At 40.8% G+C, this 20,439-nt stretch carries 24 protein-coding genes; 8 read left to right on the top strand and 16 right to left on the bottom strand.

Annotated features, from left to right (window positions below):
• Positions 1-75: 75 nt before the first annotated feature.
• Genes cdd through IF202_RS07820 form a run of 4 tightly spaced genes read right to left on the bottom strand, consistent with a single transcriptional unit; the run spans position 76 to position 4,151 of the window.
• A complete protein-coding gene (gene cdd, locus IF202_RS07835; RefSeq protein WP_191594320.1) occupies positions 76-516 on the bottom strand; it encodes a cytidine deaminase in 441 nt (146 codons plus the stop codon).
• A 6-nt stretch (positions 517-522) separates the two neighbouring features.
• A complete protein-coding gene (locus IF202_RS07830; RefSeq protein ID WP_191594319.1) occupies positions 523-1,491 on the bottom strand; it encodes an ABC transporter permease in 969 nt (322 codons plus the stop codon).
• A 9-nt stretch (positions 1,492-1,500) separates the two neighbouring features.
• Positions 1,501-2,598: an ABC transporter permease gene (locus tag IF202_RS07825; RefSeq protein ID WP_191594318.1), complete on the bottom strand. Its 1,098-nt coding sequence runs from the start codon at positions 2,596-2,598 to the stop codon at positions 1,501-1,503.
• On the bottom strand, positions 2,595-4,151 hold the full coding sequence (locus tag IF202_RS07820; protein WP_191594620.1) for an ABC transporter ATP-binding protein: 1,557 nt from the start codon (positions 4,149-4,151) through the stop codon (positions 2,595-2,597). Before IF202_RS07820 ends, IF202_RS07825 begins: the two co-directional genes overlap by 4 nt.
• Before the next feature lie 63 nt (positions 4,152-4,214).
• Between IF202_RS07820 and IF202_RS07815 the strand changes: the two genes are divergently transcribed.
• Positions 4,215-4,373, top strand: coding sequence for a hypothetical protein (locus IF202_RS07815; protein ID WP_191594317.1), 159 nt, complete (start codon positions 4,215-4,217; stop codon positions 4,371-4,373).
• Here IF202_RS07815 and IF202_RS07810 read toward each other — a convergent pair.
• The 5 genes from IF202_RS07810 to IF202_RS07790 all read right to left on the bottom strand — a co-directional run bounded on the left by IF202_RS07810 (position 4,370) and on the right by IF202_RS07790 (position 8,069).
• Positions 4,370-5,359: a BMP family lipoprotein gene (locus tag IF202_RS07810; RefSeq protein ID WP_191594316.1), complete on the bottom strand. Its 990-nt coding sequence runs from the start codon at positions 5,357-5,359 to the stop codon at positions 4,370-4,372. The genes IF202_RS07815 and IF202_RS07810 overlap by 4 nt on opposite strands.
• A 215-nt stretch (positions 5,360-5,574) precedes the next feature.
• Positions 5,575-6,393 (bottom strand): bifunctional DNA-formamidopyrimidine glycosylase/DNA-(apurinic or apyrimidinic site) lyase, encoded by an 819-nt coding sequence (gene mutM, locus IF202_RS07805; RefSeq protein ID WP_191594315.1) that lies wholly within the window; start codon positions 6,391-6,393, stop codon positions 5,575-5,577.
• A 124-nt stretch (positions 6,394-6,517) separates the two neighbouring features.
• Complete coding sequence (rpmG, locus tag IF202_RS07800) at positions 6,518-6,688, bottom strand: 50S ribosomal protein L33 (RefSeq protein ID WP_024023741.1); 171 nt, start codon at positions 6,686-6,688, stop codon at positions 6,518-6,520.
• An 11-nt stretch (positions 6,689-6,699) separates the two neighbouring features.
• Positions 6,700-6,936 carry a 50S ribosomal protein L28 gene (rpmB, locus tag IF202_RS07795; RefSeq protein WP_191594314.1) on the bottom strand — a complete coding sequence of 79 codons (237 nt, stop codon included), beginning with the start codon at positions 6,934-6,936 and terminating at the stop codon, positions 6,700-6,702.
• A gap of 200 nt (positions 6,937-7,136) precedes the next feature.
• Positions 7,137-8,069: a DMT family transporter gene (locus tag IF202_RS07790; RefSeq protein ID WP_235963358.1), complete on the bottom strand. Its 933-nt coding sequence runs from the start codon at positions 8,067-8,069 to the stop codon at positions 7,137-7,139.
• A gap of 106 nt (positions 8,070-8,175) precedes the next feature.
• Between IF202_RS07790 and IF202_RS07785 the strand changes: the two genes are divergently transcribed.
• Positions 8,176-8,631 carry an Lrp/AsnC family transcriptional regulator gene (locus IF202_RS07785; RefSeq protein WP_191594313.1) on the top strand — a complete coding sequence of 152 codons (456 nt, stop codon included), beginning with the start codon at positions 8,176-8,178 and terminating at the stop codon, positions 8,629-8,631.
• Between the two features lie 118 nt (positions 8,632-8,749).
• Here IF202_RS07785 and IF202_RS07780 read toward each other — a convergent pair whose 3' ends face one another.
• On the bottom strand, positions 8,750-9,628 hold the full coding sequence (locus IF202_RS07780; RefSeq protein ID WP_191594312.1) for a glycosyltransferase family protein: 879 nt from the start codon (positions 9,626-9,628) through the stop codon (positions 8,750-8,752).
• Positions 9,629-9,728: 100 nt separating this feature from the next.
• A complete protein-coding gene (radC, locus tag IF202_RS07775) occupies positions 9,729-10,403 on the bottom strand; it encodes a RadC family protein (protein ID WP_191594311.1) in 675 nt (224 codons plus the stop codon).
• Positions 10,404-10,541: 138 nt separating this feature from the next.
• On the opposite strand from radC, the gene coaBC reads away from it, so the two are divergent.
• From coaBC to slmA, 4 genes are all read left to right on the top strand, one after another.
• The gene (coaBC, locus tag IF202_RS07770; RefSeq protein ID WP_191594310.1) at positions 10,542-11,756 is read left to right on the top strand and encodes a bifunctional phosphopantothenoylcysteine decarboxylase/phosphopantothenate--cysteine ligase CoaBC; all 1,215 of its coding nucleotides are present in this window, start codon (positions 10,542-10,544) and stop codon (positions 11,754-11,756) included.
• Between the two features lie 42 nt (positions 11,757-11,798).
• On the top strand, positions 11,799-12,257 hold the full coding sequence (dut, locus tag IF202_RS07765) for a dUTP diphosphatase (RefSeq protein WP_191594309.1): 459 nt from the start codon (positions 11,799-11,801) through the stop codon (positions 12,255-12,257).
• 331 nt (positions 12,258-12,588) lie between these two features.
• A complete protein-coding gene (gene argB, locus IF202_RS07760; RefSeq protein WP_191594308.1) occupies positions 12,589-13,497 on the top strand; it encodes an acetylglutamate kinase in 909 nt (302 codons plus the stop codon).
• A gap of 60 nt (positions 13,498-13,557) precedes the next feature.
• On the top strand, positions 13,558-14,151 hold the full coding sequence (slmA, locus tag IF202_RS07755; RefSeq protein WP_191594307.1) for a nucleoid occlusion factor SlmA: 594 nt from the start codon (positions 13,558-13,560) through the stop codon (positions 14,149-14,151).
• Between the two features lie 39 nt (positions 14,152-14,190).
• On the opposite strand, the gene pyrE is transcribed toward slmA, so the two are convergent.
• Entirely contained in the window at positions 14,191-14,838 is a 648-nt protein-coding gene (pyrE, locus tag IF202_RS07750) for an orotate phosphoribosyltransferase (RefSeq protein ID WP_191594306.1), read from the bottom strand.
• Positions 14,839-14,954: 116 nt separating this feature from the next.
• Here pyrE and IF202_RS07745 point away from each other — a divergent pair, with 116 nt between their 5' ends.
• Positions 14,955-15,731 carry an exodeoxyribonuclease III gene (locus tag IF202_RS07745; protein WP_191594305.1) on the top strand — a complete coding sequence of 259 codons (777 nt, stop codon included), beginning with the start codon at positions 14,955-14,957 and terminating at the stop codon, positions 15,729-15,731.
• A gap of 110 nt (positions 15,732-15,841) precedes the next feature.
• On the opposite strand, the gene IF202_RS07740 is transcribed toward IF202_RS07745, so the two are convergent.
• On the bottom strand, positions 15,842-16,762 hold the full coding sequence (locus tag IF202_RS07740) for a D-hexose-6-phosphate mutarotase (protein ID WP_191594304.1): 921 nt from the start codon (positions 16,760-16,762) through the stop codon (positions 15,842-15,844).
• A gap of 223 nt (positions 16,763-16,985) precedes the next feature.
• Here IF202_RS07740 and IF202_RS07735 point away from each other — a divergent pair, with 223 nt between their 5' ends.
• Complete coding sequence (locus tag IF202_RS07735) at positions 16,986-17,465, top strand: ATP-dependent zinc protease family protein (protein ID WP_191594303.1); 480 nt, start codon at positions 16,986-16,988, stop codon at positions 17,463-17,465.
• 59 nt (positions 17,466-17,524) lie between these two features.
• Here the strand turns inward: IF202_RS07735 and IF202_RS07730 are convergent, their stop codons facing one another.
• The 3 genes from IF202_RS07730 to IF202_RS07720 form a co-directional block, all read right to left on the bottom strand.
• Positions 17,525-18,010 carry a transcriptional regulator gene (locus IF202_RS07730; protein ID WP_191594302.1) on the bottom strand — a complete coding sequence of 162 codons (486 nt, stop codon included), beginning with the start codon at positions 18,008-18,010 and terminating at the stop codon, positions 17,525-17,527.
• Complete coding sequence (locus tag IF202_RS07725) at positions 18,010-19,023, bottom strand: response regulator (RefSeq protein WP_191594301.1); 1,014 nt, start codon at positions 19,021-19,023, stop codon at positions 18,010-18,012. Before IF202_RS07725 ends, IF202_RS07730 begins: the two co-directional genes overlap by 1 nt.
• Positions 19,024-19,183: 160 nt before the next feature.
• Positions 19,184-20,368, bottom strand: a complete 1,185-nt coding sequence (locus IF202_RS07720) for a GAK system CofD-like protein (protein WP_191594300.1) — start codon at positions 20,366-20,368, stop codon at positions 19,184-19,186.
• Positions 20,369-20,439 lie beyond the last annotated feature (71 nt).

Below are 20,439 nucleotides of genomic sequence, written 5' to 3'. Positions count from 1 at the left end.
GCTTCGATATAGACATATTGACTAGCCCCTAATAAACAAAAAGCCAAATTAACGTGGCTTCTTAATAAAACATATCTATAATTTTAGATTTTCGGGTCCGAACGAGAAAGGTAATAACTCTTCCATTGAGAGAGACTTACGCACGCCTTCAGGGCCACAAATGTGAATCATGGTATCAGCAGAACTAAACTCACGAATTTTCTGACGACAGCCGCCACAAGGCGTAACAAGGCCATCACCTTTGCCAATCACATAGATGTCTTTAATTACAGTATCGCCACCAAGCACCATAGAAGCAATAGCACCAGCTTCAGCACAGGTGCCTTCTGGATAGGCCGCATTTTCGACGTTACAACCTGAATAAACATGACCGTTTACAGTCGAGATCGCAGCACCAACATTAAAACGAGAGTAAGGCACATAAGCTTTACTCATTGCATCTTTTGCGAGTTCAAAAAGTTGCTCGTCACATTTTGATTTTGTAGTTTTAGCTTCTGACGCTTTAAGTTTTAACATATAGGGCTAGGCTCGCTCTTTCACATAAGGTCGGCCGACGGCTTTTGGCCCAATCGCCTTGCCAATGAATCCAGCAAGCAACAATACAGTTAACACGTACGGTAAAACTTCGATCGCTTGTACTGGCACTTCGCCAATACCAGGGATCACAACGCCTTGCATGCGAATCGCCACTGCGTCTAAAAAACCAAACAATAAACAAGCAAGCAAAACAGGAACTGGACGCCACTTACCAAAAATAAGCGCCGCCAAGGCCATATAGCCTTTACCTGCACTCATATCCTTCAAGAAGCCAGCGTTATGAGCCGTCGATAAATAGGCCCCTGCAATACCACATAATATGCCACAAATAATCAGCGCTCGATAACGAAGAAAGGCTACTGAAATACCTGCGGTATCAACCGCATGAGGATTTTCGCCAACCGCACGAAGACGTAAACCAAAGCGTGTTTTATAAATTATCCAAGAGGTTACTGGAACCATGGCAAACGCCAAGTACACCAATATATTGTGTCCACTTAATAATTCTGAATAAATTAGACCAATGACAGGAACATCTGCCAAAGCGTTTGCGAAAGGCAAAGTAATGGATAAAAAGCGAGCATCACCAGACAATGTTGGTGTTTGTCCGCCCATACTAAACCAGTACATAGACAAGGTAACCGTTAAGCCTGCAACGATAGTATTAATCGCAACACCAGAAACGATGTGATCTCCTCGGTGTGTAATACAAGCAAAGCCATGAATCATCGCTAATGCAACAGAAGCAAGTATTCCAAAACCTAAGCCGATCCAAGCCGACCCAAATATAGCCGCAGCCGCAGCAGCAGCAAATGCACTGCCTAAAATTTTGCCTTCTAAACCAATATCAACAATACCGGCACGTTCAGAGAATAGACCAGCCAAAGCGGCGAAGATTAAAGGCGTAGACACACGCATGGTTGCATCTAGCATAAGTATTAATGTTTCAAACATATTTTTCCCCTACGCCACTGCTCTGCGAATAAAAAAGCCTTCGATACGATCTTTAAACATGTGTTCAAGCGCACCAGAGAACAAAATGACCAAACCTTGAATAACAATAACTATCTCAGGCGTGATGGTCGGAATTTCAAATGCCAGCTCAGAGCCACCTTGGTATAAAGCACCAAAAAGAATAGCAGCCAAAATAATTCCGATAGGGTGATTTCGTCCCATCAAAGAAACAGCAATACCAGCAAAACCATAACCTGCAGTGAAGTTCAGCAGTAAGCTGTGATTAACACCCATGATTTCATTAACACCGACAAAACCGGCTAATCCACCAGAAATAAGCATCCCCCAGATTGTTACTTTTGCCGTATCAATGCCAGCGTAACGAGCGGCGGTTGGGTTTGTGCCTAACGTACGAAGTTGATAACCCCAACGTGTATGCCATAACAAGGCCCAAACTAATACACAACAAATCAAGGCCAATACAAAAGCAAGATTAAGAGGCGAGTCACCAATCTCAATACCTAGCGGCGATAAAATTTTATGCAAATAAGGCAACCAAGCGTTTTCTTCAAACGTGCGGCTATTTGGAGCCATACGACCATCTTCTTTTAACCAGTTTACAATCAGGTAAACCATTAAAGACGAGGCAATAAAGTTGAACATAATAGTGGTAATTACAATGTGGCTACCGCGACGAGCTTGCAAATAGGCTGGTATATACGCCCATCCGGCACCAAAGACTGCAGCACCAATAATAGCCAAAGGTACAATCACATATAACGGCATAGTATGATCAAGCGCTAAACACACTAAACCAACACCCAAACCACCAATGTACGCCTGACCTTCACCACCAATGTTGAACAAACCGCCTTTAAACGCGACCGATACAGCCAAACCGGTGAAGATAAGGTTAGTCGCATAATAAAGCGTATAACCGACACCTTCATCGTAGCCAAACGCACCGTATATTAAATAGCCAGCCGCTTCGATAGGGTTTTCACCAATGGCTAGAATAACCAAACCAGATACGATGAAAGCCATCATGATATTCAGAAAAGGAATAAGTGCAACACTCACCCACGTTGGAACTTTTGCCTGACTCATGCTGACTCTCCTTCTTTCTCTTCGTTGTAAGCATTAGCCATCATCAAACCAAGAGTTCGTTCGTCAGCGTCTTTTGCATCAAGTTCGCCCACAATCGCACCATCAAACATCACAATAATACGATCACTCAGCGCCATAATTTCATCCAATTCAACAGATACAAGCAAAATGGCTTTGCCTGCATCACGTAATTTCACAATTTGTTCGTGTATATTTTCAATCGCCCCAATGTCGACACCGCGTGTTGGCTGCCCAATTAATAATATGTCGGGGTTTTGTTCTACTTCACGGGCGATAACGATTTTTTGCTGGTTACCACCAGAAAAGTTCGCTGTTTTCAAATGCGGATTTGGTGGACGAACATCCCAAGCAGCCATCCGCTCATTACACTCATCAATCATCACCTTACGGTGCATTAAAATTTTTCCGTTATACGTCTTGGAATTATGATATCCAAGTACCGCAGCTTCATAGGCTTCAAAACCTGTTACCAAACCCATTTTATGACGATCTTCTGGCACATGCGCCATTTTAAGGTCGCGCATTTGAGCCGCGTCCTTTGGATTTTTTGAAGTAATCACTTGATCTGCGATGTGAATCTCGCCTTCGCTCATCGGCTCAATACCAGAAAGCACATTCAACAATTCACTTTGACCGTTACCTGAAACACCAGCTATACCAACAATTTCACCAGCACGCAGTTCTAAATTAATATTTTTCAAGCGTTTTACACCTTGCTCATCAAACTGAGAAAGGTTTCTAGCGGAGAGTAGTACTTGGCTTGGCTCTGCATCATCTTTATCAACGGTAAGACGAACTTTTTTACCTACCATCAATTCAGCAAGCTCTTCTTTATTTGTCTTTACCGTTTCACGATCCGCAACCATTTGACCTTGACGCATCACTGAGACGTTATCAGTGGAGGCCATGATTTCACGAAGTTTATGTGTAATTAATAGTACTGTTACACCCTGCTCTTTGAGGGCTTTTAGAATACGAAAAAGATGATCCGCTTCTTGTGGTGTTAAAACACCTGTAGGCTCATCCAATATCAAAATACGAGCACCACGATAAAGGGCTTTTAGAATTTCAACACGTTGCTGTAGACCAACAGGGAGCTCTTCCACAATTGCGTCTACATCAATATCTAAACTGTATTCCTGTGCTAATCTCTGTAACTCTACACGCGCTGTATTTATGCCGCCTTTAAGTAAAGTTCCGCCTTCCGCACCTAAAATCACATTTTCAAGCACACTGAAATTTTCAACCAACATAAAATGCTGATGGACCATACCAATACCAGCGTTGATGGCATCTTGTGAACTGCGAATATCAACGCGCTTACCGTCTACTTCAATGTAACCAGTATCCGCTTCATAAAAGCCATAAATAATACTCATCAAAGTGGATTTACCTGCACCATTTTCACCAATAATACCGTGAATAGTGCCTGCAGGAATTTGTAAGCAAATGTCTTTATTGGCTTGAACTGCACCAAATCGCTTGCTGATATCTCGCAATTCAATTGCGTATGGCATTGTTTTATTAGTCATATCTAAAAATAATTCATCTGCTTTAAATGGAACGCCCACACTATATCTAGATTAAGACATGTTATGAGCAAAAAACACGTTATGTTTTTTTATTACTTCATCTTTGTCATCAATACATACAACCAACTGCTTGTCGCTCGATTGCATTACTCAGTAAAAACATCAGGGCAAAAAAAACAGCTACCGGCTAATCACTGGCAGCTGTTTTTATATGCAAATTAATAATTACATGTATTGTCTGACATGTAGTCATGAACTTTAATGTCGCCGCTCACGATTTTAGAACGAATGTCTTGAACTTTCGCTTTCATATCTGCGCTAATCAGGCTTGCGTTGTTGTCATCAATTGCCCAATCAACACCACCTTCAGCCAAACCTAAAACAACAAGACCTGGAGTCCAAGTACCTGCTGCAGAGTTTTTATAGGTATTGTAAGCGGCTAAATCTACACGCTTAACCATAGATGTAAGCATTGTGCCTGGTTGGATATGGTTTTGGTTTGAATCAACACCAATGGCAAATTTGCCTTCATCTTTCGCAGCTTGGTATACACCGATACCAGTACCACCAGCAGCAGCGAATACTACATCTGCACCTTTAGAGAATTGGCTTTTTGCTAATTCAGAACCTTTAGTTGGATCATTAAACGCAGAGCCGGTAGAACCTGTCATGTTTTGGTATACAGAGGCACTAGAAGAAATGTATTTTGCGCCTTGCTCGTAACCACAACCAAATCGACGAATAAGAGGAATATCCATACCGCCAACAAAACCAACAGCGTCAGTTTTAGAAGCCATGGCAGCAACAGCACCAACAACAAAAGAACCTTCGTGCTCTTTAAAGACAACAGACTGAACATTTGGAAGGTCGATTACGCCATCAATAATGGTGAAATTAACTTCTGGAAAGTCTTTCGCTACTTTTTCAACAGCAGAGGTCATGTTGAAACCAACCGTTACGATTGGCGAGTAACCACGTTTAGCAAGACGACGTAGGCCCTGCTCTACTTGAGCTTCATTTTTTGGTTCGAATTCACGAATTTCAATACCAGTTTCAGCTGTGTATTTTTTAACGCCGTTATAAACACCTTCGTTAAAAGATTTATCAAACTTACCAGCCTGGTCATACACAACAGCAGGATCCGCTGCTTGAGCCATAGTAGATGAGATAGCTAAGGCCGTTACAGACGCAATAAATATACCTTTCATTCCAATTCCTCTTTATATGTTATTAAAATTCAGATAATCGGTTAATCTTGCCTAATTGGTCAAAATAAACTGATTCACAAAATACCGCAACGTAATATGCACAGTTTAACCAATATTTTTGCACATAGAACATAAAAAAATAGAAAATTTCTTTTTGTGATCAACACATCAACATCAGTAAATAGCAATTCTTATGCCGAAACATGAACAAAAGGTCAGGTTTGGCAATTAGTACAATAAACCGTACTACGTTGAGCTAGGCGAATTTCTTTAAGCGGCGTGCTACAAACAGTACAAGGCTTACCTGCTCGACCATAAACCAATAACTCTTGCTTAAAGTAACCCGGCTTACCATCACCACCAACAAAGTCTTTTAGCGTTGTGCCGCCCTGTTTAATTGCAGCAGAAAGCACCAATTTAATGCATTCTACCAGAACAGCAAGACGGGCTTTACTTATATTTCCTGCCATACGATTAGGGCGGATGCCTGCTTTAAATAAAGCCTCATTAGCGTAAATATTCCCTGCACCCACAACAATTTTACTGTCCATAATGAATGTTTTAATAGGTACTTTTCGACCCTTTGCTCGCGCATATAAAATGTCGACATTGAAAAGGTCAGACAAAGGCTCAGGGCCAAGGTGCTTTATTAACTCGTGTTCATTCCAGTCACCTGTTGTCCACAGTATTGCACCAAACCGACGTGGATCTGTGTATCTAAGCCAAGATTCACTCTCTGAAAAGCGAAAATCTACATGGTCATGGAATAGCGGTGGTGTTTCTGCAGGTACAAAATACAAACTACCAGACATACCTAGATGAATAATTAAGGTACCTTTTCCCGTATGAATGCCTATGTATTTACCGCGCCGAGAAAGACCTGTTATCACCTGCCCAACAGAATCAGAAGCAAGCTCCGGGGTGATCAACCATCTAAGTTTTGGTTGTCGAATATCTATCTTAGAAAAGCTACGTCCAATAAGATGAGGCTCTATACCACGTAGAGTGGTTTCTACTTCTGGTAATTCAGGCATAAATAAACTCGACAGTAACTAGGTAACTTTAAACAATACAGAATAAATGGATAAAGTGTTACCTGATGCAATAGATACAAAAAAACCGACTCTAAGAGTCGGTTTTTTCTTAAGAAAACGAAAATTATTTAATTTTCGCTTCTTTGTACATAACGTGTTTACGTACAACTGGATCAAACTTTCTCATTTCAAGTTTGTCCGGAGTATTTCGCTTGTTCTTGTCAGTTGTGTAAAAGTGACCAGTACCAGCAGAAGATACCATGCGAATTAAATCGCGAGCGCCTTTAGAAGCCATGATTCAATTCCTTATACTTTTTCGCCGTTGGCACGCATTTCAGTAAGAACTGTTTCGATGCCTTTTTTATCGATAATACGGATACCTTTAGAAGATACACGTAAACGGATGTAGCGGTTTTCACCTTCGACCCAAAAACGGTGCCAATGAAGGTTTGGAAGAAAACGACGTTTAGTACGACGTTTTGAGTGAGAAACATTATTACCTGATACAGGACGTTTCCCAGTAACTTGACATACGCGAGCCATAATTAAATACCTTTAACGCTATACATAAATTATTGGAAGTGCGTGGACTTCCTCAGGCGGAGCATGATTCCTTATGAACCAAAAAAATCCCATACCGAAGATATAGCGGCGCGGATTTTCTCATACCCCCACCTATTGAGCAACCTTTTGTTTAAAAATGACCCAATAGGTTAAATACTGCATTTTAAGAAGCCACTTTTTCAATGACTAATTTTAACTTTAGAAGGAAACACAATCAAACCAAGCGCGAACATCATCCCTAAAAACACACAAGTAATGCCTGTCACCTCAACCCAAGTGACAATCTCATTTAAAATCAACACCCCAAGGCATATAGCGATCGGTGGAACAAGAGCCGCAAACACAGCGCCTTTCGCAGCACCCAAAATAGAAACACTCGTCGAATAACTATAAAGCGCCAAGATAGCCACCAATACACCTTGAAAAAGCCCATGAGCCAAGAAAGTCGTTATCGACATATCAACGAAAATAGGCTCATTACTAAGACCATATAGAGGAAAACAAAGCACACCTGATACAACTGAAACCATTGCTGTGGCAACCCAAGAATTCAATTTCCAGTATTTGCCAAGTAACGTAAACATAGCCCATAACGCACCACAACCAACAAACATTAAGTCGCCCATTAATACCTGGTGATTCATGAGCGCAAAACTATGCCAACCAACAATAAAAACCCCCAAGACAATCATAGAAACACCAACCAATCGCTGACGGGTCAATTTCTCGGAAAGCAAATAGATACTGCCCAAAGTAGAAAACACCAACATACTGCTCGGAGCTATAATGCCGAAGTGTGCGCTCGATGAAAGACTAATACCATTCATCGCCAATAAGACATATGGCATACCTGCACCAACCGCCAAAGCCACACCCTTGGTGCAAAGTGATCGTAACGAAATAGAATGAATAAACAGCACTGGCAACAAAATCAGGCCAGATATACCAAAACGTAAAATAGTAATTTCAACAGAGGTAATATTTTGAGTTTGTGCGAGTTTTGAGATGACAGGCCAACTCCCCCAAATTAATGAAGCAACCAACCCCATACAAATACCTAAAAGCATTCCAGTATTTTTGATCAACACGATCCCCTTCAATTTTCTAAACATTGGATTTTCTCTATTTTAAGAGCACACTAAAAACGAAACGCATCGGAATAGACTCAATTACGCCGAATAACTGCATAAAATACAATTTAAAGAGGATTTTCATCAGATGGATTCTTTCGACCACCAAATTCTACAAATAATGCAACGAAATGCTCGCCTGACTACTGAGAAAATCGGCCAAGAAATTGGATTATCAGCGACCGCTGTTCAGAGAAGGTTAAAAGCCTTGCGTCAGTCAGGCGTAATAGAAAAAGAAGTGGCCGTCTTAAACACCGCCAATCTAAGAGGTCATATACTAGTCATTGCCGAAGTAACACTAAAACAATGCGGCACAGCCATTATGAATAACTTCAAGACTAAGACCGCCAACTATCCAGAAGTCCAACAGTGTTACTACGTCGCTGGAGAGAATGACTTTATTCTAGTCATTGCCGCTATCAGTATGAAAAGATATGACGTTATCACTCAAGAACTTTTTTTAGATGATGACAGTATTCTCAAATTTCATTCAAATGTTGTCATGGGGAACGTTAAAGTTGGCTTAGATATTCCTTTCTTCTAAGAAATATCTAAAACCAAACAAACACTGTATAAGATTTATCAGGCACTTCAAACGAAGAGACCCATTAGCAAATAAAAAGCACTTTCTAATTAGTATGATATAAGTGAAAAATGCCCTTTTAACTAAAAAAGTGCATCCGTTCGCCGCTGAAAATTTTATCAGCTAGTTTTTTAAATCTTCTGTTCGTTGCTTGTATTCGATAATAATAAGGCGTTTCAGAAAAGTTGATATCACGCATCATTTCAAGTTCAGCCTCTTTACTAAGCTGCTTAAACTTACTCTCTAGAAGATAATTTTCGATCAGATTATTCCAGTTATCTTTATTCCCCCAATAATGGATAATCACATCTTCAGCCGTCAATAGATTACCTGTGGCTTTTAACGCTATTGAAAAAGCAAGTTGTTCTAAATATGTTTTATCAGCTTCCGTATCACAAAGGGCATCACATAAATCAATCGCATCAGATAGAACTTGAATAGATTTACCAGCAGGAACCCCCATGACACCAGCATTATACATTTCAGAAGCATCATCAAACTTATATTTAGAACATTCAAAACCAGAGAGTGCCTTACTTAGTTTTTTGTCTTTACTTGAAGACGAAGATGCTATGATTTTTTCTTTTATATGCATTATTGATGAGCCACTATCAAGTCGTGAAATAAGCATATCAAGAGATTTAGCAACGACTATATCTGAATCAAAATACAAAATGTGATCTTCTGGGTGTATCTTGGCAACGTGTTCTATTGCTTTCATTTTTATGCGCCAAAGAAAATCGTGTTTTCCTCGCCATTCAACTAAAGTTTCAGAAGATAAATGTATAATATCTACCTCTTCCTTTAGAGAAGCCATAAACTCTGGCCTGTCTGTCAAGACAGTAACATTGTAATTACCTTCTCGCCAACTCTGAGCGGAGCGCAAAGCAAAATAAATCTGAGCATACAAATCAACACGAGGCCCAAAGGCAAGAAAAACTACTTGAGTGCTTGGCATAAGTTTATATTCATCCGTTTAATATATAGAAGTTTAGTTAAGCCTATTAAATATGATACATGAATTACTCATTTCCAATCAAAGTTAAAGTACACCTTAGCTACACCAAGCCTCTTTCAGCGAGCGATACAGGCATGCTATCTCCCACTACAAAGTGATCTAACAGCCTGACATCGATCAAATTCAGCGCGTCTTTTATTTTAGCTGTGATGGATATATCGGATTGACTCGGTTCAGCCACGCCGCTTGGGTGGTTGTGGGCGAGAATCACAGCAGCGGCATTATATTGAAGTGCCGCTTTCACTACTTCACGAGGGTAAACAGCGGCCGCATCTATCGTCCCCATGAAGAGCTCTTGATAACGAATGAGCCGATGTTGCGTGTCTAAAAAGAGAACTGCGAAAATTTCTCGCTGAGAATGACGCAACTGAGAAGAAAGATACGTTCGAACATGTTCTGCACTGGTGAAGACCGTTTCGCGCATTAGCTGCTCTTGCAAATGACGCTTAGACATCTCTAGAACCGCTTGAAGTTGGGTGTATTTTGCATCCCCCAAACCAAAACCTTTGCAAAATTCTTCTCTACTGGCCGACATAAGGGAACGTAATCCACCAAATTGGGTCAATACTTGTCGAGCGAGTTCAACAGCACTGATTCCTTGTGTTCCGGTACGAAGAAAAATAGCTAATAACTCTGCATCACTTAAGGCTTCTGCACCTTTATGTATGAGTTTTTCTCTAGGTCTTTCTTGTTCTGGCCAATGTTTTATACTCATGATCTACTCCTTGATACATGGTAATCTTGCTTGAGACTTATAAACTCAAACAGCAGAAAAATAAAAGAACGAAAAAACAGTAGGCATCCTGCCTCTTTACTAACCTTATCTATCACAGAACGAATTGAGAAGTTTTTTATGTCAAACCTAGCCCAAAAACGCATTCTATTAGGCATTACTGGTGGCATTGCTGCTTATAAAAGTATCGAGCTAATTCGTTTATTAACTAAGGCTGGCGCAGACGTTCAAGTCGTTTTAACCGAAGGGGCAAAAGCATTTGTAACAGAAATGACGCTACAAGCCATTTCTGGGCGCCCTGTACGCAGCACGTTATTAGACCCTAACGCTGAAGCAGGAATGGGTCACATTGAATTAGCAAAATGGGCAGACCTGATCGTTATAGCACCCGCATCGGCTGACTTCATGGCGCGCTATACACAAGGCATGGCGAATGACTTACTTTCAACATTATGTATCGCAACAGAATCTCCCGTACTTATTGCTCCTGCGATGAATCAAGCCATGTGGCGCCATCCAGCCACTCAAGCCAATGCGAAGCTATTAACTGAGCGCGGTGTGTTGAGCATTGGACCTGCCGATGGTGCACAAGCCTGCGGGGATATTGGTCCAGGGCGAATGAGCGAACCTGCGGATATATTTAACCTCATAACAAAACTCTTTCAAACAACAGAAGTTGAGCAAGACCTTATAGGCCAGCATTGGGTTATCACCGCAGGTCCAACCATGGAAGCAATTGATCCTGTTCGTTATATCAGTAATCACAGCTCAGGAAAAATGGGATATGCACTGGCCTCTGCTGCATTAAAGCGAGGCGCTGCAGTTACGTTAATAAGCGGCCCTACACAATGCCCTCCACCTAAAGGGGCGAATGTAATTTCTGTAAAAAGCGCAGACGACATGCTCGCTGTTTGCGAACAAAACATGACAACACAAGCAGATGTATTTATTGGCGCCGCAGCTGTTGCTGATTTCAAAATAAAAACCGCTACAGATCAAAAAATGAAAAAACAACCTGATAGCGATGAAATGCAACTTACCCTAGTTAAAAACCCAGACATTATTGCAACTCTTTCCAAAAATAAACGCGCAAAAATCATGGTTGGATTTGCCGCTGAAACCCAAAATGTGATCGAATACGCACAAGGTAAATTAGAACGTAAGGGGTTAGACATTATTGTCGCCAACGATGTTTCACGCACTGATATTGGCTTTAATCAAGACGAAAACCAAGTCACTGTGATTACGCACAATGAAACTTGGGCCCCAGATAAAGCAGCAAAAAGCGAACTAGCAAACCAACTAGTAGAATTTATTTACACACACTCTCTATAAAGATACTAGCGCTTTAGAAAGAGAATTAAGAAGAGATTAAAAATGAAACAAACTATCCAGCTAAAAATTGTTAATGACAAAATCGGCAAAGAAATACCGATGCCAACTTACGCAACAGAAGGTTCTGCTGGTTTAGACCTCCGTGCTTGCCTAGATTCAGCACTTGAGCTTGCTCCTGGCGAAACAACACTATTGCCAACTGGTTTGTCTATATACATTCAAGATCCAGGCTTGGCCGCCACCATTTTACCTCGCTCTGGACTAGGTCATAAACACGGTATCGTTTTAGGAAATCTTGTTGGACTAATCGACTCAGATTATCAAGGCGAGCTAATGGTGTCATGCTGGAACCGTGGTAAAACGACATTTACAATAGAGCCAGGTGAACGCGTTGCACAACTGGTTCTAATTCCAGTCATTCAAGCTGAATTTAATATTGTGGCTGAGTTTGAAAGCACAGAACGTGGTGAAGGCGGCTTTGGCCACACAGGCACAAAATAAGCAAAAAATGCGTAAAAGATGAGTTTTTTTCATCTTTTACGCAGCATTTATTAGATTCATTCACCCATACTTTCGAACTGTCATTTAATTTACTTTTTAAACCCTCTACTTTGTAAGTTTCTTACAAATACTTATAGTTAATCATTCTCGATCAGGCTATTATTTCAGCCCTAAGTGGTTGCTTACACTCCTTGTTAGCCTTAGCTATCATCGTTTTGCTATAACAACCCAATAATTTATGTCTGGATGGTGTCTTATTCTTTTTTCATCATAATTAAGACTATGTGTTTCACATCTACTATCCATCTTTGTTTACAGGAGTATTTAATACGTGGCTTTTTCTCGTGAATCTGCTTTAGATGTTGCTAAGGTTTTAAGCGAATCGCTTCCTTATATTCAACGTTTTGCTGGCAAAACATTGGTTATCAAGTATGGCGGCAACGCTATGACAGATGAAACCTTGCAGGCCGGATTCGCACGAGACATCGTTTTGATGAAAGCTATTGGTATCAATCCAATTGTTGTTCATGGTGGTGGCCCACAAATCGGTGACATGCTAACTAAGCTAAACATTGAATCCAAATTTATTAATGGTATGCGTGTTACTGACACTGCAACCATGGATGTAGTGGAAATGGTGCTAGGTGGTCAAGTAAACAAAGAAATCGTCAATTTAATTTGTGAGGCTGGCGGCAAAGCCATCGGTATTACAGGTAAAGACAGTCGTTTTATTAAAGCTAAAAAGCTTTTCGTTAAGCATCAAGCAGAAGGCATGGCAACACCAGAACAAGTGGATATTGGTCATGTAGGTGAAGTTGCCAGTATCGATACTAGCTTCTTAAAACTGTTCGAAAGCAGTGACCTCATCCCTGTTATTGCGCCTATTGGTGTGGATGATCAAGGCAATTCTTACAACATTAACGCTGATCTGGTTGCAGGAAAAGTCGCTGAAGCGGTTGGCGCTGAAAAGCTCATGCTATTAACCAATATCTCTGGTGTGCAAGACAAGCAAGGCAATGTACTGACAGGCTTAAGCACAGCTCAGGTTGATGCACTTATTGCCGACGGTACAATCTACGGCGGCATGCTACCAAAAATCAGTTGCGCACTGTCGGCTGTCAATGCGGGCGTAACAAGCGCTCATATAATTGACGGGCGAGTACCACATGCAACCTTGTTGGAAATATTCACAGACACTGGTGTCGGTACCTTGATATCAAACACTAAGACCACTGAATAAACTCATACATTTTTATTAATGAGCAATTAAACAACACTGGCAAAAAACTGGAAACGACAAATGAGCAACAAAAAAACGGATCGTCGCACACAGATATTACAAGCACTTGCTCAAATGTTAGAGAGCAGTCCAGGTGCACGTATCACTACTGCTGCTTTAGCGAAGCAAGTGGGTGTATCTGAAGCGGCACTCTATCGTCATTTTCCTAGCAAGGCAAAGATGTTTGAAGGCCTAATCGAATTCATTGAAGAAAGTTTATTCACTCGAATTACCCGAATAATACAAGAAGAAAGCAATGCTATTGCTCGTATAGAGATGATCATGACACTCGTACTCGGTTTTGCTGAGCAAAACCCCGGCATGTGCCGCTTATTAACCGCAGATGCATTAGCTGGTGAAACAGAGCGTTTACGAGTCCGCATCACTCAGGTGTTTGATCGAATTGAAACTCAGCTAAAACAAATTATTCGTGAAGCAGACTTGAAACAAGGTTTACGACCAACAATGGGAGTAGCACCTTGTGCGAATTTTCTTATCGCAATTATTGAAGGTAAAATTCGCCATTATGTACGCAGCGAATTTAAAGTTAAGCCAATGGACATTTGGCAAGAGCAATGGGATGTATTGGCACAAAATTTGATGCTAAATCGCTAGGGTTCGAAACAATGTCTCAAACCCTTTTTCAGCACTAAATTAGATACCGTATTGAAGACGATACGCTTTAACTGCACCAAGATGTTCTGCAAATTCAGTGGTGTTCTGTTCTGATAAATACGTCATAATGTCATTTAGAGACACTATGCTGATAACAGGCATACCAAAGTCACGTTCGACTTCTTGAATTGCAGATAACTCACCTTGGCCTCGTTCTTGACGATCTAAGGCGATAAGAACACCAGCGGGAGCGGCATTAGCCTCTTGGATAATCGCCATAACTTCTCGAATGGCTGTTCCAGCAGTAATAACATCATCGATAATCATGACGTTACCTGCTAATGGTGCACCAACAAGTGAACCGCCTTCACCATGAGCTTTTGCTTCTTTGCGGTTGAATACGTATGGTGTATCTACATCATGGTGGTCATAAAGAGCAACAGCGGTTGTTGTTGCTAATGGAATGCCTTTATAGGCAGGGCCGAATAGAACATCAAATGGAACATTTGCTTCCATTAACGAAGCCGCGTAAAAGCGTCCTAACTTAGCCAGTGCTTGCCCAGAACTAAACAGGCCTGCATTAAAAAAGTAAGGACTTACACGGCCCGATTTAAGAGTAAATTCGCCAAAGCGCAGTACATTCTGTTCAATTGCGAATTCAATAAAGTCTCTTTGGTAAGGTTTCATGCCAACTCCAGAAAGATAAAAAGTACACAACAAAGCGCCGCCAAGAACGAGCGAAGCCATGCCAACATTGTATAGGCGCTAATATAACACACGGCTAGGAATTGTAGGGACCATAAATGAAGGTCATCAGCCTTAATGTAAACGGAATAAAACAAGCAGCCGATCGTGGCTTTTTTGAATGGATGGTTCGTCAGGACCCAGATGTTGTGTGTCTACAAGATATACAGGCAGATGAACGTACGCTTAAAGACAGCGTTTTCTTTCCACCTGGATACAACACATACTTCTTTGAGTCTTTAGAAAACCCTGATCAAGCGGGCGTTGCCATCTATAGTAAAACCATGCCTAAAGCGATTATGACAGGCATGGGGTTTCCTGAATGTGACTTTGAAGGACGCTTTATTCAAGCCGATTTCGATAAAGTCAGCATTGGCGCATTTTTGACGCCGCATGGCTCAAACCACGAAGAGACACTGCAAGAGCATAAATATCGTTTTATGGAAGGTTTTAAAAATCATCTAGTTAAAACGCGCCGTAAACGTCGAGAATTTATTTTTTGCGGCACAGCAAACGTCGCTCGCTCACCTATTGATGTAAGCAGCTGGTTCGTTAATCAAAGAAATTCCGGCTTTTTACCAGAAGAGCGTAAATGGATAAACGAAATATTCAATGAAATGGAATACATTGATGCTTTTCGCCAAGTAAACAAACAAGACAAGCAATATACTTGGTGGCCAGATTATGAACGTGCATGGAAACTGGATGAAGGCGGTCGTTTAGATTATCAAATTACGACACCTGGTATTAAAAACCAAATCCAAAGTGGCTCCATCTATAAAGGCCAGCGTTTTTCAGATCACGCGCCATTAATTATGGAATATGACCTCGATTAAGTTTGTATAAAGCAAAACTGAGATAACAAAAAAGCCCGCCTGAATTAAAACAGGCGGGCTTTTTTACGACATATTTTAAGACAAGAAAATAACCTTACAACATGATTACTCTATGACTCAGTAAGTTGCTTGTGTCTTACTTTTAGCTTCAATTGGTGTATTGCACCTGGTGCAATTTCATAAGCATCAGTAAGGACATTTGCGGCTTCAACACAAACAAAACGACGATACTCATCATCTTCCATATCGGTGCGCAATTTAGTTAGCTCTGGACCAGGATTCCATAACACAGTACTTTGACTGCCTTCTACCTGCATAACTAATCTTCTATTAAATACTGGATCGCGTATTTCATATTCTTCTGGCGAGGATACATACACCCTATCCATGCTCTCACACGGCGTTACAAGACTATCGCTCTTCTGACGACTATTGTTATCTAGTTTGTCTACGTAGGTAACCTGCTCCAACCCGTGAACTTCTGCAACTTGGTTATCAGCTACATTAAAATACGTGTGAAGCGCCTCACTGATTGGCATCGATTTATCAGATAAGTTAGCGGCAGAGAAATTAATACTGAAACCTTTGCTCGACAATCTAAACACCTGTCTCAATTCGAAGGCTAATGGCCACATTTCTTCAATCAAAGGATGGTTTTCGGATGCTAAACGAATAACAATTTTCACATCACCGTTTTTAAAGCGGCCCGCTTCAATAAGCTCCCAACGGAAGTAACGAGCAAGACCGTGTGCAGGATAGTCGTCATGGTCTTCATTCGCACCAAACCAAGGCCAGCATACAGGGACGCCCATATGTCGACGATCAAAACGCCCATCGCCACCATGATTCGCAGATTGAAACAGAAGGTCCTCTTGACCAGCAGGAATAAAGCTTTTCAAGTGCCCGCCCCATAACGCAATGATAGCGCTAAAGCCCGGTTGATCAATGACAATTTCATCGCACTTTTTCAAGCTTGCTGGGCGTATCTCGCCTCCCAGCTCTTCCAACTCGTTTATCAGTTGGCCATTCATTAACAACTCCAAAAAAAATTATTGTGTGCACATATTAACTTCAGATATTACGATTACAAGAGCTTGTGTCTATACTGACAATTCAGCAGAGCAAATAAGTCTACTACACATCAATAATAACTTACTCTAATCTCTGTTTTAAGCTATAAAGCATGGGGAATCACAGCACTTTTTTATTCCAGCAAAAACGACTACTTTCTTTTTTAAGGGCACTGTACTTTCTATGAACCAACTAAATGAAGCAAAAACTATTATTGGTAGCGACGAATGGTGCGCTTTTCCTTCCCTTAAAATCCCTGCGATTAAAGCTCGAGTTGATTCTGGCGCAAAAACCTCTTCAATGCACGCAGTCAATATTCAGAAGTTCTCTCAGAATGATGAACAATGGGTAAGATTCGAAGTACACCCATTACAAAAGAATAAAAAAATCACAGTGCATTGCGAAGCGCCTCTTATTGATCAACGCGTCATTAAAAGTTCCAGCGGGGACAAAGAAAAACGCCCAGTTATTTGCATTGAGCTCTCTTTAGGTGGAAAGCGATGGGAGATTGAAGTCACTCTAACGAACCGAGACAGCATGGGTTATAGAATGCTGCTTGGTCGTGAGGCTATGAATGGTCGAATTCTTATTGACCCAGAAGGACAGTGTTTGCTTGGCGAGTTACAACTGGACAAATTAAAGAGCCTATATTTAGCGCCTTAAACTTGATCATTAATAGCAATTATCTACCTTGGTTTTTTCTTAGAAAAATTGGTGTCAGGCTACTTAGATAAAGCACTTGTCAGTCGTTTTAATTTATCATTTGCTGCTGACAAGGCGATTTTATTAGTAGCAATGTCTGTTACATCATAAACAACTAAACAAAGGTGTTTAATAGCACCATTAGGACTCGATATAGGACGAATCGCAACGTTTTGGTACATTTTATTAGCAATACCAGTAATAGGACGATAACTCTTAAAAGGGAACAAGTTAGGTCGCTGTTCCCAAGAAATGTAAATTGGCGTTTTCAATCCAAAAACATTGTCCATTTTTTGACGCAGCCATCCAGTATCTAAATTTGGAAAAATGCTCAATAAAGACTGTTGTTTTGCTATTGATGAGCTAACACCGCTATGGTTCTCCATAAAGCTATTCCAAAGCTGCACTTCATATTTTTCATTCAATACAACTAGCCCAACGTCAATATGATGGAGCATATCAAACATCCAATGAAGATCTGCTAATCCTTCGGCTTCATTACTCATCACTCATCCTCCACTAAAAACGACAGTAAGTTCTCAAGTGTTGGTACAGAATCTTCTGTAAACAGCAGCATCAAGTCACAACTGATTTGATAGTTTTCTACTTCATAAACAATTTCAACAGCAAGCGTTCGTTGCCATGTCGCTTTTTTCACATTAATTAAGTCAGCAATTGTAACATGTTGACCTAAAAGAACTGGGTGACTGTGGCTAAAATCGATATTTAGTTGTTTACCGATGGCCGTCATAAAAGGACCAACCAAAATAGAGGAAACATCCATTAGAAGTTCTGTTTCTAACTCTCTGGTAATATTTTCAGTAACACCAAGAAGTTTCGCCATATCTGGAAAACTAGAGTCGCTGAAGATTAACAAGGCTTCAAACGCAATACCTGATCCAACAAAGCCTTGTGATACAGCTGAGCAACTCTCTGCCTTCACACTATAATCAAGTGCCATTTGCAGCTCGCCGACCTCTAAAATATTCACAGTAGGCACTGGCAGCTTAATAAACACATTTAACATCTCTGCAAGCACGCTAGCGGCACGTCCCATTGCGATGTTTGATATTTCTTGTAGACATTCATTAAGAGTAAATTGTTCAGCAGCAGTGACGATCTCAACAGCAGGCTGAGCATTATTTATATCAGCAGAAAAAAGATCTAGAGAGATAAGTAAGGTACGAAGTTCTTCGCCTGAAGCCGGTTTTTTATGAAAAGCTACTGCGCCCATGTCTTTAACACGTTCAATCGCTTTTGGCTGAACATCGCCAGAGACAACAATGACAGCAGGAGACTGAGAAAAAGACTGCAAAGCCTCAAGCGTTTCATAGCCATCTTTCACTGGCATATTTAAATCTAAAAATAGAATATCAAAAGCTGAAGCCGATAATAATTCTAAGGCTTCTTGGCCGTTCTCAGCGTATTCGACTTCAACATCCCAGTCTGTCGGTAACACTCTAGCCATTTGATTTCTGGCAAGCTTTGAATCGTCACATATTAGTACACGTGTACTCATTACTATTCTCTTTTAATCTAGTGTCATCAATATTTCATATGATGGCACTTTAAAGGGTCTCTTTAACAACACAAAAATGTTATTTCACGTAAAGTTTTATTACAGGAGAGCTTCTTAAAACATAGTACACATCCAGATTTTTGCTTTATTTTCACTTCAATCAGACAAAAGACAACAAGGCTTTTACCACTAGCCTTTCATCATATTTTTCAGGCTTAATCGAAATCAAAGGCGTTTTAATTACTTCTATGTTCAAATTTCTTAATTGCTCAATATCGACTTCGCCATAATCGTAATTTTCATCAAGCAGTAAATAATCCAACGCAGAATAAGCCTCTTCACCTTCCTTGTCCGCTTCAACAGACACCACTAGCCTTCGCACTCTCTCCATTAAAGACAAACCTTGCTGTTCTGGGTCAATTCCTAAGTTAGGTAAATATACTTTCGGGTTTGAGTTATTACAGATCGCACGACCAACACCTTCCGGCATTAAATTGGCCAGTAGGCTACTGTAATAACTGCCTGGTGGATAACAGATTAAGTCTGCGCCCTCTATCGCATCCTTTCGGTCATCGGCAATATATTGATTCGTAGGCTGAGTTGTACGTAATCCTTTATTAAGCCACATACGTTTTATCGGACTGGACAATATGTCAGTTTCTTTGCCTGTAATATTGTGCTGCCCTAAAACAGTATCGCCATTGTCTAATTCAACGCCCAGATGCAAACTAGCATCTAGCGTCGTTTTCACATCGCCCAGCGTCTTGACCAATCGAGAAAATAAAAACACGATGGGATCCAACTGCTGTTGGTTGTTTAAATATCCACCTGCAATAATTAGGTTTCCAATACTTGCGCCACGCAAATCAAAATCATCATTAATTCGTTGCTGAGTCACCGCGAGATGCGACTGAATCAACGCTTTCATTGGGTTAGGAATAGTTTCTATCAGAGGGTGTTCACCCAATACAAGCTGTTGTAATTGTGCCTTCAATTCAGCAGGGGTTTCATACTGACTTAAACGATGAGTAAACAAGGCATACACTTCTGGCTGCCCCATTACCGTTTCATCGGCCAATGCCATTAAACGGCTACGTAAATCCCCTACTGCAGGAATATCGAACTCAGCACGCAAGCGCGCCGAACTGCCACCTGAATCAAAAGGTGTTACCAAATGAATAGAGTGGTGAGTGTATTCTTTAAACACCCTACTAATTTTATTTAATGCCGAGCCGCCACTAAAAAATAACACTTTCGGACCTTGCTCTGGCAAGCTCTGATAACGATGGACACGAATAAGATCTGGCATAATCATGCGACGAAAAATACGCAAAGAGCTCGCCATAATGAACCTCATTATTAAAAATAAAAGATAAATAAAATAGAAGTATATTAAGCAAAAAACCAATCATTTTG

It is taken from the genome of Marinomonas colpomeniae (genome assembly GCF_014803385.1).
GTDB classification, from domain to species: domain Bacteria; phylum Pseudomonadota; class Gammaproteobacteria; order Pseudomonadales; family Marinomonadaceae; genus Marinomonas; species Marinomonas colpomeniae.
Note: the sequence above shows the minus strand (reverse complement) of the source record. Positions and strands in the feature narration are given on the sequence as shown.

What these genes read in the sequence shown, in the direction of transcription:
- mutM (WP_191594315.1), bottom strand. Translation starts at nt 6,393, where the DNA reads ATGCCTGAATTACCAGAAGTAGAAACCACTCTACGTGGTATAGAGCCT.
- radC (WP_191594311.1), bottom strand. Translation starts at nt 10,403, where the DNA reads ATGAGTATAAAACATTGGCCAGAACAAGAAAGACCTAGAGAAAAACTC.
- dut (WP_191594309.1), top strand. Translation starts at nt 11,799, where the DNA reads ATGAAACAAACTATCCAGCTAAAAATTGTTAATGACAAAATCGGCAAA.
- IF202_RS07830 (WP_191594319.1), bottom strand. Translation starts at nt 1,491, where the DNA reads ATGTTTGAAACATTAATACTTATGCTAGATGCAACCATGCGTGTGTCT.
- IF202_RS07810 (WP_191594316.1), bottom strand. Translation starts at nt 5,359, where the DNA reads ATGAAAGGTATATTTATTGCGTCTGTAACGGCCTTAGCTATCTCATCT.
- IF202_RS07825 (WP_191594318.1), bottom strand. Translation starts at nt 2,598, where the DNA reads ATGAGTCAGGCAAAAGTTCCAACGTGGGTGAGTGTTGCACTTATTCCT.
- IF202_RS07745 (WP_191594305.1), top strand. Translation starts at nt 14,955, where the DNA reads ATGAAGGTCATCAGCCTTAATGTAAACGGAATAAAACAAGCAGCCGAT.
- coaBC (WP_191594310.1), top strand. Translation starts at nt 10,542, where the DNA reads ATGTCAAACCTAGCCCAAAAACGCATTCTATTAGGCATTACTGGTGGC.
- IF202_RS07790 (WP_235963358.1), bottom strand. Translation starts at nt 8,069, where the DNA reads ATGTTTAGAAAATTGAAGGGGATCGTGTTGATCAAAAATACTGGAATG.
- IF202_RS07725 (WP_191594301.1), bottom strand. Translation starts at nt 19,023, where the DNA reads ATGAGTACACGTGTACTAATATGTGACGATTCAAAGCTTGCCAGAAAT.
- IF202_RS07720 (WP_191594300.1), bottom strand. Translation starts at nt 20,368, where the DNA reads ATGGCGAGCTCTTTGCGTATTTTTCGTCGCATGATTATGCCAGATCTT.
- IF202_RS07780 (WP_191594312.1), bottom strand. Translation starts at nt 9,628, where the DNA reads ATGCCAAGCACTCAAGTAGTTTTTCTTGCCTTTGGGCCTCGTGTTGAT.
- IF202_RS07740 (WP_191594304.1), bottom strand. Translation starts at nt 16,762, where the DNA reads ATGAATGGCCAACTGATAAACGAGTTGGAAGAGCTGGGAGGCGAGATA.
- IF202_RS07730 (WP_191594302.1), bottom strand. Translation starts at nt 18,010, where the DNA reads ATGAGTAATGAAGCCGAAGGATTAGCAGATCTTCATTGGATGTTTGAT.
- IF202_RS07785 (WP_191594313.1), top strand. Translation starts at nt 8,176, where the DNA reads ATGGATTCTTTCGACCACCAAATTCTACAAATAATGCAACGAAATGCT.
- IF202_RS07820 (WP_191594620.1), bottom strand. Translation starts at nt 4,151, where the DNA reads ATGACTAATAAAACAATGCCATACGCAATTGAATTGCGAGATATCAGC.
- slmA (WP_191594307.1), top strand. Translation starts at nt 13,558, where the DNA reads ATGAGCAACAAAAAAACGGATCGTCGCACACAGATATTACAAGCACTT.
- cdd (WP_191594320.1), bottom strand. Translation starts at nt 516, where the DNA reads ATGTTAAAACTTAAAGCGTCAGAAGCTAAAACTACAAAATCAAAATGT.
- pyrE (WP_191594306.1), bottom strand. Translation starts at nt 14,838, where the DNA reads ATGAAACCTTACCAAAGAGACTTTATTGAATTCGCAATTGAACAGAAT.
- IF202_RS07735 (WP_191594303.1), top strand. Translation starts at nt 16,986, where the DNA reads ATGAACCAACTAAATGAAGCAAAAACTATTATTGGTAGCGACGAATGG.
- rpmB (WP_191594314.1), bottom strand. Translation starts at nt 6,936, where the DNA reads ATGGCTCGCGTATGTCAAGTTACTGGGAAACGTCCTGTATCAGGTAAT.
- rpmG (WP_024023741.1), bottom strand. Translation starts at nt 6,688, where the DNA reads ATGGCTTCTAAAGGCGCTCGCGATTTAATTCGCATGGTATCTTCTGCT.
- IF202_RS07815 (WP_191594317.1), top strand. Translation starts at nt 4,215, where the DNA reads ATGAGCAAAAAACACGTTATGTTTTTTTATTACTTCATCTTTGTCATC.